General features: G+C 29.3%; 17 protein-coding genes. 11 read left to right on the top strand and 6 right to left on the bottom strand.

Going from position 1 to position 16,850, the window contains the following annotated elements; translation table 11 throughout:
- Positions 1-45 precede the first annotated feature (45 nt).
- Together Q0684_RS05065 and Q0684_RS05060 are read right to left on the bottom strand one after the other, a co-directional pair.
- The gene (locus Q0684_RS05065) at positions 46-1,533 is read right to left on the bottom strand and encodes a S41 family peptidase (RefSeq protein ID WP_299013401.1); all 1,488 of its coding nucleotides are present in this window, start codon (positions 1,531-1,533) and stop codon (positions 46-48) included.
- 4 nt (positions 1,534-1,537) lie between these two features.
- Entirely contained in the window at positions 1,538-2,992 is a 1,455-nt protein-coding gene (locus Q0684_RS05060) for a S41 family peptidase (RefSeq protein WP_299013398.1), read from the bottom strand.
- 167 nt (positions 2,993-3,159) lie between these two features.
- Between Q0684_RS05060 and Q0684_RS05055 the strand changes: the two genes are divergently transcribed.
- The 6 genes from Q0684_RS05055 (at position 3,160) to Q0684_RS05030 (ending at position 9,441) form a co-directional block, all read left to right on the top strand.
- Positions 3,160-3,669: an RNA polymerase sigma factor gene (locus Q0684_RS05055; RefSeq protein WP_299013395.1), complete on the top strand. Its 510-nt coding sequence runs from the start codon at positions 3,160-3,162 to the stop codon at positions 3,667-3,669.
- Positions 3,656-4,078, top strand: coding sequence for a hypothetical protein (locus Q0684_RS05050; protein WP_299013393.1), 423 nt, complete (start codon positions 3,656-3,658; stop codon positions 4,076-4,078). The genes Q0684_RS05055 and Q0684_RS05050 overlap by 14 nt, the downstream gene beginning before the upstream one ends.
- A 22-nt stretch (positions 4,079-4,100) precedes the next feature.
- On the top strand, positions 4,101-4,619 hold the full coding sequence (locus Q0684_RS05045; protein ID WP_299013391.1) for a DUF4252 domain-containing protein: 519 nt from the start codon (positions 4,101-4,103) through the stop codon (positions 4,617-4,619).
- A 61-nt stretch (positions 4,620-4,680) separates the two neighbouring features.
- Positions 4,681-5,223: a DUF4252 domain-containing protein gene (locus Q0684_RS05040; RefSeq protein ID WP_299013388.1), complete on the top strand. Its 543-nt coding sequence runs from the start codon at positions 4,681-4,683 to the stop codon at positions 5,221-5,223.
- A 77-nt stretch (positions 5,224-5,300) separates the two neighbouring features.
- On the top strand, positions 5,301-6,875 hold the full coding sequence (locus Q0684_RS05035) for a S41 family peptidase (protein WP_299013385.1): 1,575 nt from the start codon (positions 5,301-5,303) through the stop codon (positions 6,873-6,875).
- 121 nt (positions 6,876-6,996) lie between these two features.
- Positions 6,997-9,441 carry a M1 family metallopeptidase gene (locus Q0684_RS05030; protein WP_299013383.1) on the top strand — a complete coding sequence of 815 codons (2,445 nt, stop codon included), beginning with the start codon at positions 6,997-6,999 and terminating at the stop codon, positions 9,439-9,441.
- 121 nt (positions 9,442-9,562) lie between these two features.
- Here the strand turns inward: Q0684_RS05030 and Q0684_RS05025 are convergent, their stop codons facing one another.
- Positions 9,563-9,919, bottom strand: a complete 357-nt coding sequence (locus Q0684_RS05025; RefSeq protein WP_299013381.1) for a helix-turn-helix transcriptional regulator — start codon at positions 9,917-9,919, stop codon at positions 9,563-9,565.
- 346 nt (positions 9,920-10,265) lie between these two features.
- Between Q0684_RS05025 and Q0684_RS05020 the strand changes: the two genes are divergently transcribed.
- From Q0684_RS05020 to Q0684_RS05005, 4 genes are all read left to right on the top strand, one after another.
- Complete coding sequence (locus Q0684_RS05020) at positions 10,266-11,324, top strand: M14 metallopeptidase family protein (protein WP_299013379.1); 1,059 nt, start codon at positions 10,266-10,268, stop codon at positions 11,322-11,324.
- Between the two features lie 76 nt (positions 11,325-11,400).
- Complete coding sequence (locus Q0684_RS05015; protein WP_299013377.1) at positions 11,401-11,880, top strand: winged helix-turn-helix transcriptional regulator; 480 nt, start codon at positions 11,401-11,403, stop codon at positions 11,878-11,880.
- 125 nt (positions 11,881-12,005) lie between these two features.
- Positions 12,006-13,010: an NADP-dependent oxidoreductase gene (locus Q0684_RS05010; RefSeq protein WP_299013375.1), complete on the top strand. Its 1,005-nt coding sequence runs from the start codon at positions 12,006-12,008 to the stop codon at positions 13,008-13,010.
- On the top strand, positions 13,010-13,195 hold the full coding sequence (locus Q0684_RS05005) for a CPXCG motif-containing cysteine-rich protein (RefSeq protein WP_299013372.1): 186 nt from the start codon (positions 13,010-13,012) through the stop codon (positions 13,193-13,195). Before Q0684_RS05010 ends, Q0684_RS05005 begins: the two co-directional genes overlap by 1 nt.
- A gap of 301 nt (positions 13,196-13,496) precedes the next feature.
- On the opposite strand, the gene Q0684_RS05000 is transcribed toward Q0684_RS05005, so the two are convergent.
- On the bottom strand, positions 13,497-14,201 hold the full coding sequence (locus Q0684_RS05000; protein ID WP_299013366.1) for a pseudouridine synthase: 705 nt from the start codon (positions 14,199-14,201) through the stop codon (positions 13,497-13,499).
- Positions 14,202-14,328: 127 nt separating this feature from the next.
- Here Q0684_RS05000 and Q0684_RS04995 point away from each other — a divergent pair, with 127 nt between their 5' ends.
- Positions 14,329-14,871 carry a DUF4251 domain-containing protein gene (locus Q0684_RS04995; protein WP_299013363.1) on the top strand — a complete coding sequence of 181 codons (543 nt, stop codon included), beginning with the start codon at positions 14,329-14,331 and terminating at the stop codon, positions 14,869-14,871.
- Positions 14,872-14,947: 76 nt separating this feature from the next.
- Here the strand turns inward: Q0684_RS04995 and Q0684_RS04990 are convergent, their stop codons facing one another.
- Positions 14,948-15,355 (bottom strand): DUF805 domain-containing protein, encoded by a 408-nt coding sequence (locus Q0684_RS04990; RefSeq protein ID WP_299013361.1) that lies wholly within the window; start codon positions 15,353-15,355, stop codon positions 14,948-14,950.
- A 49-nt stretch (positions 15,356-15,404) separates the two neighbouring features.
- Positions 15,405-16,736, bottom strand: a complete 1,332-nt coding sequence (locus tag Q0684_RS04985) for a DUF58 domain-containing protein (RefSeq protein WP_299013359.1) — start codon at positions 16,734-16,736, stop codon at positions 15,405-15,407.
- Between the last annotated feature and the right edge of the window lie 114 nt (positions 16,737-16,850).

The raw sequence follows: 16,850 nt of genomic DNA, 5'->3' as shown, positions 1-16,850 counted from the left end.
TCTATATTGCAAAATATAGAAAGCTTTTTAATAATTGTAATGCTTTTAATTTTTTAATTCTGTATACATATTATTTCCGGCAGGCGTTGCCAGTTTAGAATCGTAAATTTCTTCTGTAATATTTATATTTTCAGATTTAAAATTTCCTTTAGCGCCTGTAGTAATTAAGGTTAAGGTTCTTTGTAATAAAGGATCTGATGTTTCTCCTAGAACACCTAAATTGCCTGGGTTTTCTGCTAAATTAATACCACTAAAATTAGCACCAGCAGCATTACCAGGAATAATACCATTTATATAATTAATACCATCTTTATTTTGAATTTCAAAAACCAAAGGCTGCATTGCATATCTGTGATCTGGGTTTAAATTATCGCCACTTCTAAATAAATTATCAGAATCGTATAAAGTTATAGACCCAACTTGCTTACCAACAGTTTTTGTGCCAACTACTTGTACATCTATATAAGCATCTAAAGCATTTATAACCAATTCAGAGGCAGATGCAGAACTACCAGAAACTATAAAATAAACACGCGGCAGATTTAAACTATTTATGGCTTCATCTACATTATTGCTTACAATTCTTGTAGGGAAATTATCTACAAATTGGTCTTCATCAATGGCATTTCTAACTTTTTCATTCCAAACTTGTTTGGCGTATACTTGATTAGGAAATTGACCAGTAATCATACTTCCTAAACGCGTTGCACTTCTTGTAGAACCTCCAGGGTTGTATCTTAAATCTACAATTAAATCCTTTACACTTTCTGCTTTAAACATACCAAATGCAGTATTTAATTGCTGATCAAAAGAACTTGCAAACTGATTATACAGTAAATAACCAACTTTACTATTGCCACTTTCTATAACCTTTGCTACAGCAATAGGGTTTTCTTGAAGCTCTGTTTTTGTTAAGTCAAAAGTAGTTGAATTGTCTATTGGATTGCCTTCATTAAAATCTCCTAAACCTATAGTTAACGAGTTATTTGCTCCAAAAAGTAAATTTCTAAAATTTGTATCTGTAAGTTGTGTGTCATTTACTCTATTTATAAGCATGCCTCTTTGTAAGCCTGCTGTTGCTGCACTAGAATTAGGTATTACATAACGTACGTAAGCATAAACATTAGTAGGGTTATCTGCATATCTTCTCAAACCAATTTCCATACCTGTAGTTAAATTTATGCCTTGAAACGAGTTTTCTAAAGTAATATAATCGTCTACAATCCAAGAAAAACGATCTGTAGTACCCTCTTGAAATAACAAACTACTAAAGGTGCTTTCTGGTGAATTAGACTCTCTGAAAAAAGTAAATAATTCATTTAGATTATTAAATCTATTGTCTGCTAAATCAGGCACATCTGCTTGCCATAAATAATACAAGTTTAAGCCTTTCCATATAAAATCATTAACTTCATCTGCTGTTGTAATTTCTCCAAGTTCATCTTCTAAAGACGTTGTTGTAGGTTCTTCATCATTACAAGCAAAAGCTATAAATAAGAAAGCTATTAGGGCAATTAAAGTGTATTTTTTCATAATTTTAATTGGTATTAGGTAAATTTTGGTCTATAAATACACCATTATCTATTTGACGCTGATTATCTATAGAATTGTAAATAAATTGAAAATTGTTAGGATTACAGTTACTATTTGTAGTAGCACTTCCAGTAGCAATAAAATTTAAAACACTCTTTAAAATAGGCTCAGATTGCTCTCCTAAAACTCCAAGATTTAAAACATCTTCATTATTACAAATGGTAATGCTTGGTATAAATCCATTTTCATAAGTTTCGTCGTTTTTATTTGTAAAACTTAACACTTTTGGTTGTAATGCAACCGTGTGTGTAAAATTTCTATTTGCAAAATTATAATCTTCAGAATCATATAAAGTAATACTTCCAATAGTATTACCAGCCGTATTATTACCAATAAGTGTAACGTTAATGTATGGTTTTAAGCTGTTTATTAATAATTCTATAGAAGCAGTTCCCGTAAAGTTCTCATTATTTAAAATAATATAAACATCATTAACATTTAAACTGTTAAAGTTTGTATTTTCATCTATTTGGTTTGGAAATCTTGCTTCTATTGCCTCTGGTTCATTTTCTAAAAAGTAGGTTTGTGCTTTTGCATTCCATTCTTTTTTTATGAGTATTTCATCTGTAAATTGACCTGTAATTAAAGTGGCAAGATTTATCATGTTTTTATCAAACTCACTACCAGAAATACTATATCTTAAATCTAAAATTAATTTATTAACAGATTGGTTTTTAAAGCTTAAAAACGTATTATTTAATTCTTTTATTGACCTGTTAGAAAATGAATTATTATAAATTAGATAACCAATATTATCTGCTCCATCAACAATAACCTTGTTTAACAAACTTGTTGGGTAATTGTAATTTTCTTTTTCTAGTGTTACTGTTTTGGTAACATTAGAAAACACATTTCCATCAAAATTTATAATGTCTATGGTTATAGGGTTGTTTGTTGTAACTAGTAAATTTTCAAAATTATCTCTGGTTAATGTAGTTCCATTAACTGCATTAAAAAATTCGCCTCTAACTATATTTTTTGAAGATGCATTAGAATTGGGTAAAATATGTGTAACATAACCCAAAACGTTCTGAGCGCTTCCTGGTTGGTTTATAATGCCAAATTCCATACCGTTTACAAAGCCAGCTCTAGGCTCTTCAACTATTAAATCTGTATAATTTTCTACTAAGTTAGATGTTACATCAGTACTTATTAAAAGACTATTAAATAAAGTATTAAAATCTGAAAAGTTACTTAAATAAGCGTTCAATTCCTCGTCTGAATTAAAACGTCTATCCGCTAAATCTGTTACCTCTTCTTGATGCAAATAATATGCGTTTAAACCTTTCCAAATAAAATTTTTAATTACTAAATTTTCTGGCAAAGGTTCTACATTAGCACATTTGCTAAAAAATAATACAATTATGAATAAAAATGCTAGACTAACTTTATGTTTCATTGAGGTTTATTGTAAAAGTTATTTATAAAAACTAACGCAAGATAAAGAGAAATAGTATTATTTTTAACTTCCATTGTAACAAATTATAGACTGCCTCGTCATAATTATGTGAACTAGTAAAAACCTATTAAAACTAGGAATTATAAAGACAAGCGATAAACTAAAGCATGAAGGCATCAGACTTTTTAAACATTGTTTTACCATTTAAAGATAAGGTTTTTAGGTTATCAAAAAGGCTTTTAGTGTCTAGAGAAGAGGCAGAAGACGCCACACAAGAGTTAATTTTTAAGTTATGGAAAAACAGAGACAAAATTGCAGGATATAAAAATGTAGAAGCTTTTGCTATGACAATGACTAAAAATTATTGTTATGATCGGTTAAAATCTAAACAAGCCAATAATTTAACCTTAATACACAGCAATTATAAAGAAAATGAAACCGCTTTAGATAAAAAACTAGAATTTAAAGACAGTGTACATCAAGTGCATCAACTCATAGAAAATTTGCCAGCACAACAAAAAATGATAATTCAATTAAGAGATGTTGAACAATATGAATTTGATGAGATTAGTAAAATGTTAGATATGAAACCCACAGCAATAAGAGTGGCTTTATCTAGAGCGAGAAAAACCATTAGAGAAGCCTTAATAAAAAAACACAACTATGGAGTTAGCTAACATAGAAATATTAATAAAAAAATACCTGAAAGCAGAAACATCTTTGCAAGAAGAAACAACCTTAAAAAACTATTTTACAGGAGGTAATGTGCCACCACATTTGCAAGAATATGAGTATCTGTTTCAATATTTTGTGAATGCAAAGCAAGATACGTTTACACAGACCATTAGTTTAAAACCTAAAAAATCTAGCAAGAATAGTTTGAAATGGTTTTCTGTAGCGGCATCTATATTGCTTTTAATAAGCGTGTTTATTGGCAAGCAAGAATACGAGAAATACCAAGCTAAAAAAATATATGCACAAGTAAGCAAAGGTTTAAAACTATTATCTACAAATCTCAAAAAAGGAGAAGAGGCTGTAGCTAACTTGTATGTGTACGAAGATTCAGTAAAAAAAATTATAAAATAAAAAACTAATACCAATAGAAATTATGAAAAAAACAGCAATTTTAATAGCCTTTATACTGGCACCAATAGTAACTAACGCACAATCTTTTTTTGATACTTTAGAAGATATGGATGGTGTAGATATGGTTGTTGTAAACAAAGATGCCTTTGAATTATTATCTAAATTTAGTCCAGAAAAGTTAGAAGCAAGTAAAGAAATGAACGTTTTTAATATGATTAATGATTTAAATGAGTTTAGAATGTTTTCTACAGATGACATTAGTGTTGCCAAAAAGTTGGAAGCAATGACTAATACGGTAATTGAAGAGAAAAAATTAACCCAATTAATGCGTATTAAAGAAGACGATTCTCGCATTAAAATTTACGTTAAAACTACTGAAAATAAAGATTATGTGAGTGAAGTTTTAATGTTTATAAAAGGTTTAGATAAAAGAACGAAAGGTATTTCAGAATCTATGATTGTTTCTTTAACGGGTAATATAGACGTAAATAAAATGTCTGATTTAGCAGACGCTTTTAGAAAAGAAGACAAGAAAAAATAAACTTATGATTAATGTTGATAAAGTTAAACAGCTATTAATTGAGAATATAAAGCATACAAAAATGAAAAAAATAACAACAATATTTTCTTTGGTTTTTCTAATGATATTTGCAACTTCTTGTAAAAATGAAAAATCTTTGCAAAGCTATTTAGTAGACAGCAATGGTAAACAAGGTTTTATTACCGGAGATTTGCCATTAAGTTCATTTTTATCGCCAAAGGCGGATGTTTCTGAAGACGTAAAAGAAACCCTGCAAAGTATCAAAAAGATTAACGTTGTTTTTTTACCAAAAACAGCAGATAATCAGCCTGCGTATGAAATGGAAAAGTCTAAATTAAAAAACATTTTTAAAGACAATACAACATATAAAGGCCTTGTTACTATGAAAGCAAATGGTATGAATGCAAAAGTTTTTTATGCGGGCAATACAGATAAAATTGATGAAGTAATTCTATTTGGTTATAGCAAAGATAGAGGAGTAGGAGTGGCAAGATTGTTAGGTGAAAACATGAACCCTGCAAAGATTGTAAAAACCTTAAAAAATTTAGAATTAGATGAAAATAGTGCCGCTTTAAAACAGTTTGCAGGTCTGTTTACTAAGTAGTACAGACTTGTTTTATATTAATAGCCATAATTCTTTAGAGAGTTGTGGCTTTTTGTTATTTTTAACGAAAAAATAGTATGAAAATTAAAGTGTTTTTCCTCCTTCTTTTAATTATCCTTAATTCTTGTGTAAGTGTTCAAAAACACAATCAGCAAATTACAAAACTGCATGCGGTTAAAGAATTAAGAAACGATGTAGATGAGCTTTACAATCAGTTAAAAAAACACCATCCAAAATTATATCAATACCAAAATAAAGCTTTTTTAGATTTTAAATTCGATAGTTTAAAACAAGCACTTGTGCCTATGAATAGCAATGATTTTTATAAAAAATCTGCTGCTGTTGTTGCACAAATGAGACATGGACACACAAGTGTGAAGTCAGTTGATTTGCGAAAGACAAAAGAAGAAAGAAAATTGTTTTTTGATAAAAAAAACGATTTTAACAAATTGAGTTTTGAGTATTTACAAAAACAATTATTTATTACGAATACCAAAGAAAAAGACAGTGCTTTGTTATATGCAGAAGTTCTTAAGATAAATGGAGATAGCATATCTAATTTAGTTAAAAAATATAAAAAACGATTTACTGCAGATGGTTTTAATACTACTTTCTATGATAAGGTAATAGGCAAACATTTTAAAGAACTTTATAAGAGAGATTACAATAAAATAGATAGCCTTGCCTTAACATTACAATCAGAAGATTCTACATTTGTAAAAATTTTTAAAACATATTCTAAAAAAGCGCTAACTAAAAAAAAGTTAAAAAAAACAGACTCAATTAAAAAAGATTCCATTAGAAAAAAACCTGTAAGGCTTAGCAAAGCAGAAAGGAGAAAAAGGCGCAAATTTAATAAAATACATGGTTATGATATTTACGAAAAAACATATACAAGAAACTTAAAATTTATTGGAAAAGATAGTACTGTTGCCTACATGAAAATAAAAGGTTTTGAAAACGGAGATTTTGAAACATTTTATGAACAAACTTTTGAGACACTAAAAAAGAAAAAAACAGAAAATCTAATTATAGATTTGCGTTATAATGGAGGTGGAAGAGCAGTAGAAATTATAGATTTATATTCGTATTTAACAGATAAAGAATTTCAGTTTTTTACCAAAAGTGAGGTAAACTCAAGGTTTCCTGTATTAAATGCAGTGTATACAAATACCACCAATTTGTATAGTAAAATAGTGGTAGGCATTGCTTCACCAATAATTGCTACTTACCGCCTTTTTAAAGTTAAAAAAGAAGATGGCCAATTGTATTTTTATTACAATACAAAAACCAAACAACCAAATCCGTTAAATTTTAAAGGCAAAGTTTATGTGTTAATTAATGGCTATTCTTTCTCTGCATCTGCACTTTTAGCCGCATATATAAAGGCAAACAAACGCGCAACTTTTGTTGGCGAAGAAACTGGTGGCGCATATAATGGGGCTGTAGCTGGTTTTAGTAGAGTACATGAATTAAAGAACACTAAAGTGAAAGTTAAATTTGGTGTAATGAATTTAAAAACACCATTTCAGCAAAAACCAGACGGATTTGGTGTAAAGCCAGATGTTGAAATTCTACCCACTTTAAAAGACAGAAGAGCAAAAATAGATCCTGAATTAGAATGGGTCTTAAAAGATATAGAGAAAAAATAAATAATTTAAAATACCAAAAAGGCTTTAATTCGTTATAAAATTAAAGCCTTTTGTTTTAACTACGTGTTAACAACTGCAATATTTTAATTTGTTATTTTTGAAACAAACACGACAACATTTTATGAGCATTAAAAATATAGTTTTTCTTTTTGTGCAATTTATTTTTGTAGCAAGTTTTTCTCAAAACACAATTAGTTACAAAGCAGAAAGAGAAAAAACGCACAACCTAATACATACTAAGTTAAAAGTAGATTTTAATTTTAATAAAAAAGAAGTAAATGGTGAAGCTTGGGTAACCGTAAAACCTCATTTTTATGCAACAAATCAATTGGTTTTAGATGCAAAAGCCATGTTGTTTCAAGAGGTTTCTATGAATGGTAATACTTTAAATTATACCTATGACGATTATCAGATAGCTATAAATTTACCAAAGAAATATACTAAAGAAGAGCAGTTTACCATTTATATAAAATATACTGCCAGACCCAATAAAGTTAAAGACAAACTTACAAATACATTAACCAAAGAAAAAGGTTTGTATTTTATAAACGCCACTGGAAAAGATAAAAATAAACCTACTCAAATTTGGACACAAGGAGAAACTGAAGGCAGTAGTTGTTGGTTTCCTACAATTGATGCTCCAAACCAAAAAACTACGCAAGAAATTTACATTACTGTGCCTAAAAAGTACAAAACATTGTCTAATGGTAAACTAATATCATCAGAAGAAAAAGGTAAAAATAGAATAGATTACTGGAAATTAGATCAAAAACATGCACCGTATTTGGCTTTTGTAGGCGTGGGAGAGTTTGAAGTTATTAATGATATTGCTTATAAAAATATTCCTATTAATTATTATGTAGAAAAAGAATATGCAACTGCTACCAAATCCATTTTTGGAAATACACCAGAAATGATGGCTTTTTTCTCAGATAAATTAGGTGTTGAATTTCCTTGGAATAAATACAGCCAAATAGTAGTTAGAGATTATGTTTCTGGTGCTATGGAAAACACAACTGCTGTAGTACATGGTGAGGCTGCTTACCAAAAACCCGGGCAATTAATAGATGAAAATACCCATGAAAATACAATAGCTCATGAGCTTTTTCATCATTGGTTTGGCAATTTGGTAACTTCAGAAAGTTGGGCAAATTTAGCTTTAAATGAGTCTTTTGCCAATTATGGTGAGTATTTGTGGCAAGAATATAAATACGGCAAAGAAGCCGCAGAAATGCACTTGTTTAAAAATAACCAAGCGTATTTAACAGGGCAAGAATCTGATAAAAATTTAGTTCGTTTCGATTATATTGAAAATCAAGATATGTTTGATTTGGTAAGCTATAATAAAGGAGGAACAGTATTGCACATGTTACGCAATTATTTGGGTGATGAAGCATTTTTTGAAAGCCTTAAAACGTATTTAAATGAATACAAATATCAGGCTGCAGAAGTACATGAGCTGCGTTTGGTTTTTGAAAAAGTAACCGGTAAAGATCTCAATTGGTTTTTTAATCAATGGTTTTATGGCGCAAATCACCCTATTTTAGGCATTTCTTACGATTATAATATTTTAAGAAAAACAGTAACTATTAATATTTTACAACAACAGCCAGAAACTTTTCAATTTCCATTAACCTTAGATTTTTTTGAAGGTGGTAAAAAGATTAGAAAAACGGTTTTTGTAGAAAGTAAAGACGCATCTTTTACTTTCGATTATAAAATACAACCCAAATTGATACAAGTAAATGCAGGTGGTGTTTTATTGTGCGAAGTAAATGAAAACAAAGTATTAAGCGATTATATTTTTCAACTAAAAAATGCAGTAAACTTTATGCATCGTAAAGAAGCATTAGAGCAGGTTATGCAAAAGCAAGAAGACAAATTGGCTTTTAATGCGGTTGTTGGTGCTATAAATGATGCTGCTTACCAAATTCAGGTTTTAGCTTTAGAAAACATAGATTTAATAAATAAATTTTCTAAGAAAGATGCCATTCAAAAGATAATGAATGTAGCCAGTTCTAATAAAAATACCATGGTGCAAGCTGCGGCAATACAAACGTTGGGTAAATTAACAGATCCTGAATTAAAATCTTACTTTTTAAAAGGTTTAGAAAGTGAGTCTTATTCGGTTGTGGGTAAAAGTTTGGTGGCAATGTATTACATAGATAAAGAATTGGCACTTAAAAAATCTAAAGAATTGCCAGATGAAATTCGTAAAATTTTAGCAACGCCGTTAACACGAATTTTTATTGAATCTAATGATACTTCTGAGTTGCCTTTTATAGCCAAAAGTGTTGTTTCTGGTATGTTTTTATCTGGTAATGGGCCTAATAAAAAATTGTACGAGAGAGCATTTGAACAAATCTCTAAAAGTAACAATATGCAAGCTATACAGAATCTTACAGAAGATATGGTTGCCAAAGGGATTCAGTTTAAAAGCTTTAATTTCGATAAAGTTGTAATTAATTTAATGCGTAAAATGATTACAGAGCAAGAATTAAGCGATAATGCTAATAAAGACAGAAACGTGGCATTAATTAAAACAGCTATGGAAGGTTTGTTATAGATTTAAATCATTCTTAATTAAAATTTAATATTACATTAAAGTAAATTGGTTTGTACGCTTAAATTATGATTTCAATTCAATTACTTCCATTTTACAATATTAGTATAACACACAATACTTTTTATTTTAGATATTCATCAAAAGTGCCATCAGAATAAAACACCACAATGCGTTGTATATTTTTTCCTGATGAAGTTTCTACTTGGAATAAAGATGGAGTAGAAGCCAATTTATTTTCTTTTGCAATCTCTTTTTTAGGAAAATCACCTGTTCCATTCAACAACCATTTTATATCTACGTCTTCAAATTCTGTAGTTACTTTTAATATAAAATCTAAACTTGGTTTATTTCTTCCAGATAAAATATGGGAGATGCTAGAACGTTGCACACCAACTTTGTCTGCAAACATAGAAGCAGAAAGTGTATGAAAATCCATTATTTTTTTAAGTCTATCTGTAAACGCTTTACTGTTTATCATTGTAAATTGTTAGTGTTTTACAAATGTAAAACTTCTTTAGGTATCTACAAAAGTATTTTCAGATATTGTTTTCATTCACTTTATTTCGTGTAAATAATAACTTTAAGTAAGTTGTACAAATTGCTTAATTACAATAATTTAAGTATTTATTATAAATGTTTATTATAGGGTAAGTTACAGTTATGCAAGATTGTAAACTATTAAAAACTTAAGATTTACAATTGTAACAATATCTAAATTATAACTTGTTTACAATTGTAATAAGTTTACAATTTACAATTGTGAATTTTTGTTTGATTACAAATGTGAAAAGATTATTTTTGTAACCTATTCTATAAATCAAAACATGAGTATTTTAACAAAAAATTTTTTAGAATCATTATTTACAACACAAAAAGAAAAATCATTATCAGGCAAGTGGATTCGATTTAAAGACATTAAAGAGTTGTTTCAGAAATACGAGAATGTATTTGAGGTTACTCAGATTGGTACATCAGAATTTAATAGACCTATATATAGTTTAAAAATAGGATCTGGAGAAAAGAAGATTTTGTTATGGTCTCAAATGCACGGAAACGAAAGCACAGGCACAAGAGCTTTATTCGATTTATTTAATTGTTTTTTAAATGACGATGCAGCAGAACTGGACACTATTTTAGAAGCCTGTACATTGGTATTTATACCCATGTTAAATCCTGATGGAGCAGAAGTATACACAAGAGTAAATGGTAATAATGTAGATTTAAATAGAGATGCTGTAGATAAAATAGCAAAAGAAAGTAAGCTGTTGCGCAAGGTTTTAGACGACTTTAATCCTAAATTTTGCTTTAATTTGCACGATCAACGTACTATATTTAATGTAGAAGGCTTTAAAAATCCAGCTACCATTTCTTTTTTGGCTCCTTCAGAAGAAACTACAAGAGCAATTACACCTGGCAGAAAAGAAACTATGAATGTAATTATTGCCATGAATAGCATGTTGCAAAATATAATACCTAATTATGTAGGCAGATATACAGATGAATTTTACCCAACTGCAACAGGAGATAATTTTCAAAAATTAGGTTACAATACCATTTTAATAGAATCTGGCCATTATCCTAATGATTATAATAGAGAAATTTGTAGAAAATTTACTTTTTTCTCCATCTTACAAGGTTTGGTTTATATTGCATCCAACACAAATTTTAGTAGTTACAAAGACTACTTTAATATACCCAATAATGGTAAAGATTTTTACGATGTAATACATAGGTATTCAGAAGGTTATAGAGATGAAGCCTACCAATATAAAGATGAAATTATAGATGATAAATTAGTGGCTACACTAGTAAAGGTAGATGACAACAATATAAAAGATAAAATTGGCCACGCAGAAATTGATTTCAAAAGCAAAAATAATTAGATATTTCTCAAATATAATATTGTTTAACTAGATTAAATTTATAAATTTGCAGAGTTAATTGAATAATTTACAAAATATGAAAAAATTTATCTTAGACGAAATTGATCATCAAATATTAGATATATTAATTGAGAATGCAAGAACACCCTTTACAGATATAGCAAAGCAATTGTTAGTATCTGCAGGTACAATACATGTACGTGTTAAAAAAATGGAAGATGAAGGTATTATTCAAGGTTCTACATTAACATTAAACTACGAAAAAATGGGCTATTCTTTTATAGCACATGTAGGTGTATATTTAGAAAAAACATCTATGACACAAAACGTTATAGAGAATTTAAGAAAAATACCAAATGTAACAGTAGCTTACGTAACTGCTGGTAAATACAATATATTTTGTAAAGTAAGAGCAAAAGGTACTAATGATGCTAAAGATATTATTTACGCTATAGATGATGTGCCTGGAGTAAATAGAACAGAAACTATGATTGCTTTAGAAGAAAGCATTAACGATAAAAAGAGAATGATGCACGCAATTTTTAAAGAATTGTAGTCTTAATTCACCACATTAAAATTTTAAAACTCTTCCAATTTTCGGAAGAGTTTTTTGCTTTAAAATAATAAAGATAGTTTTAAAATTTCTTATCTTTATTCAAATAAAAAGCACATTATTTTAGTATGCAAAACAAACAAATCATCTTAAAGAACAGACCAAAAGGTTACCCAGATTCTAGTACTTGGCAATTAGAAGAAAATAACATTCCAGATTTAGAAGAAGGCGAAATTTTAATAGAACACCACTACATTTCTCTAGATCCTGCAATGCGAGGTTGGATGAATGACACAAAATCATACATTCCGCCTGTAGCTATAGATCAAGTAATGCGTGCAGGTGCAATTGGTAAAGTAATACAAACCAATAATAACCCAAAGTTTGAAGTTGGAGACTGTGTTACAAGTTGGGGTGGTGTGCAACAATACAGCATTACAAACGGAGATGGTTGGTATAAAGTAGATAACAATTTGGCAACAATGCCCATGTATTTAGGTGTTTTAGGTATGCCTGGCATGACCGCCTATTTTGGTATCTTAGAAGTTGCCAAAATTAAAGCAGGCGATATTGTTTTAGTTTCTGGCGCTGCAGGTGCAGTAGGTGCAATTGTAGGGCAAATTGCAAAAATAAAAGGTTGCTCTGTTATTGGTATTGCAGGCGGAAAAGAAAAAACAAACTATCTAAAAAACGAATTGGGTTTTGATGAAGTAATCGATTACAAAACAGAAAATATTTATTCAGCATTAAAAAAGAAATGCCCAAAAGGTATAGACGTTTATTTTGATAATGTTGGAGGCGTAATTTTAGATGCCGCTTTAAGTAAATTAAGAATGCACGCCAAAGTAGTAATCTGTGGTGCAATTTCTCAGTACAATAACAAACACAAAATCAATGGCCCAAGTAATTATTTATCGCTTTTAGTAACAAGATCTACCATGCAAGGTATGGTAGTAACAGATTATGTGAAACAATTTGGTGAGGCTGCAAAACAAATGGGTATTTGGTTAAAAGAAGGTAAATTAAAATCTAAAGAAGACGTTTATAACGGTATAGAAAACTTTCAAGAAACCTACAACAGATTGTTTACAGGAGAAAAAAACGGAAAATTAGTATTAAAAGTAAAAGAGTAGTGGAGCAAGAACATTTTTTTCAGTGCCCTTATTGTTGGGAAGAAATCTCAATGATTTTAGATAGCAGTGTGCGCCAACAAACCTATATAGAAGATTGCGAAGTGTGTTGCAATCCCATAGAAATAAGTCCAACTTTTGAAGAGGCAGCACTAATTGGTTTTAATGCACAATCTATAGAACAATAATTTTTAGAAGCTATGTCCTGCTTTCCATTATATCTTTTTATGCAGCATTTTTAGAAACGATTTTGCTCAATTAGAAGTTTTTTTATTTTTTAAAGAAGATATTAAAAACTAGATTGGCATAAAAAGGATGCCATTTCAATCAGGGCTACACCTTTTTAATAACTTTTTTTTTAAACCCGCATATTTATGTAAAGTTTATCTACTTAGCAAGCTGTTTTTAATCAATAATATTTTTGGTTACAAACCTTAAAAAAGGAAACAAGTTCAAAAAATAAATAAAATAACAAGTTGCTATTTATTACTACAAAATAGGATTTTTCCAATTAAATTTCTCAAAAGCAACCAACCAATCTTTAGGGAAAGCTGCTTTTAGTATTAAATCTTCTTTAGTAAACGGATGTTGAAATTTTAATAGTCCAGCATGTAAAAATAAATTAGTACAACCAAATTCCTTCTCAAACATTAAGTTATGGTTTTTATCACCATATTTTGGGTCGCCAATTAATGGGTGACTGATTTTATTACAATGTACTCTTAATTGGTGCATTCTTCCAGTTTTTGGTAGCATTTGTACCAAAGAATATCTAGAAGAATCGTAAGGTTTTACAGGAATTTGTAAAGTAACATTGGCTAAAGTTTTTAAATAGGTTAAAGCTTCTTTATGCACATTGGCATCTCTACCTTTTACGGGCGAATCTATTTTTTTTTCATCTGGCGAAAAACCACGTACAATTCCAAAATACACTTTTTCTATAGTATTGTTGGTAAATAACTCTTGAAATTTAGAAACATAACTTTTATCTTTTGCTAAAAGTATAATGCCAGATGTTTTTCTATCCAACCTATGTATTGGGTAAGTTTTGTATCCTTTTTCAGTTTCAATAAATTGTAAAAGGGCAGTTTCTTCTGCAACATTTCTAGAATGGTGTGCATGGTGCACCAACATATTATTGGGTTTACTCACGCATATAACGTAATCATCTTCAAAAAGTACCTGTAAACTCATTCGTGTTTTTTAGGCTTCAAAAATAGTATTTAATTTACAATATCAATTTAAGCATTACACAACATTTGTGATAATTTTAAAAGCCTTGTTAATACAAAATTTGTAATTTTAAAGTAAATATTTAGATATGAGAATAGTAACCTTAGTAATATTGGTGGTTTTTATGAGCTGTTCCAGCTCAAAAAATATAACTACAACAGCAGAAAATAATAATCTAGAAGAAATAGTAACTAAAAAAGAATTTGCAGTTTCATTTGATATGGCAAATCCGTTACTTTTAAATAATGTAATAGGTATAGAACGCTTGTTGCCTCCAGGTAGCAATACAGCTAGCATTAATTTAGCAGGAAACCCAAATCACTTTAACGTGCAAAAAGATAGTTTGTCTTTGTACATTCCTTATTTTGGCGAACAACGTATTGCTAGTGGTTATTCAGAAGATAATAGTGTAAAATTTGAAGGAACACCAACTAGGGTAGAACAAAAATACAACAGTAAAAAAGGCGCTTACATTTTAAAATATTGGACAAGATCTAAAGCAGAAAGTTATGTGTTTACTTTAACGTTATTTGCAAACAATAGCGCCAATTTAAATGTGAATAGCAGCCACAGAAGCAATATCAATTACCTTGGTAAATGGGAAAAATTACCTACAAAAGAAGAAATTTAAAAAGAAAAGGCGCTGCTTGAATAATAGAGCAACGCCTTTTTATTAATTTCACCATTCACCATTCACCATTCACCATTCACTCCTTACCTATACTGTCAATTGCGGTTAAATTACCAACTCCTTTTGGATTTGGTCCCCATTGGTTTTGTTTGTTTTCTCCTTCCATACATAACCAAACTAATAGCCATATCCAACCTATAATTGGTATTAAAATAAGTAAAATATACCAGCCACTTTTACCATAATCATGTAATCTTCTAACAGTTACAGCCAAAGAAGGTAAAAAAACCAATAAACCATATACAGTTTCTAAAATACCTTCTTCGTTATGATCTCCATAATTTAAACCTAACGTTTGGTCTAATAAACCTAAAATTGCAGAAATAATAACATTAATTAACACAAACATCCAATATTCCTTGCGTCTTGCTCTTCCTTTAAAATCTAAATAATGATCTCTTACAACTTTTAAATACCAATTCATTTTATTTTTTTTAGTTTGTTTTTGTTTGCAACGAAAATAACAAATTTGACTATAACCCTCTAGCTTTTAATTCTAAATATTTGTTGATTGTATCTGCAGTTAAATTTTCCGGAGAAGTTAGCACAGAGGCAATACCATATTTTTTAAGTTCGTTTACAATGCGTGTTTTTTCATACATAAACTTCTCTGCAATAATGCTATCGTACACTTCTTGTAAATTATCGGTTTTTGTGTTTATTAAAGAATTTAATTCGGTGTTTTTAAAGAAAACTACCAACACTAAATGGTTTTTTGCCAACGCTCTTAAATAACCAATTTGACGATTTAAGCCATCCATAGTTTCAAAATTAGAATAAATAATTAATAAACTTCTATGGGTAATTTTACGTTTTACTACATTATACAATGTACCAAAATCCGACTCTGAAAAATCTGTTTTTAAGTTGTATAAAGCTTCAGAAATTAAACGCATTTGGCTATTTCTTTTTTCTGCAACAACCATGTCTTCTAACTTTTTAGAAAAAGACAACATACCAGCTTTATCTTGTTTACGCAATACTACATTACTTATGGCTAAAGTTGCATTTATGGCATAATCTAATAAACTAAGGCCATTAAATTGCATTTGCATTGCACGTCCTTTGTCTATAATTGCATATACTGGTTGCGATTTTTCCTCCACATATTGATTCACCATAAATTGGTCTCTTTTTGCAGTAGCTTTCCAGTTTATTGTTCTAATATCGTCTCCAGAAACATATTCTTTAATTTGTTCAAATTCTAGAGAATGTCCAATTCTTCTTATTTTTTTAGAACCATAGGCAATTGCATGGCTATTAAAAGCTTTAAAATCAAATTCTTTAAATTTTAAAAATGAAGGATAACATTTCAAAATAGTTTCAGTACCCAAAACATATTTTTTGGTAGCCAATTGCAAGGGTGTATTTACATAAACGTTGGTTTTGCCAAAATTATAGACACCTCTTTCTGTTGGTTTTAAATCGTAGAAAAAGTTTTTTTCTTTTTTTGGTAAAATTTGTAATGGAAAAATAAAATCTCTTTTTTGAAACTGAAAGGGGAGCTCTTCTATAATAGATAAATTTGCAGTAAAGGTGTAGTTGTTTTTAAGCAGTACACCTATTTTATTAACATCTCCATTAGACAAACGTTCTGGTAAATTTCTTTGTAATTTTATTCCGTTTTGTAAACGATAGAGTAAAAAAACATCAATAATTACCAAAACAGAAAGTATAAATAACAAAACCTTAGCAAACAAGAAAAATAGAGGTACAAAAAAGCCCACCACAAACAGAGTAGCAATGCCACCTAATACATAGAAAAAACGGTTGTTTATAAAAAGCGATTTATATAAGTTTTTCAAAGTTTTGTTTTATTGTATAATTGTTTTATTTACGCTTAATGTCATTTCGACTTTATGGAGAAATCTAAAGGTTTTAGTTTGTAGATTTCTCAACTTCACTGCGTTTCGTTCGAA

It is taken from the genome of uncultured Polaribacter sp. (genome assembly GCF_947503875.1).
Taxonomy (GTDB): domain Bacteria; phylum Bacteroidota; class Bacteroidia; order Flavobacteriales; family Flavobacteriaceae; genus Polaribacter.
Note: the sequence above shows the minus strand (reverse complement) of the source record. Positions and strands in the feature narration are given on the sequence as shown.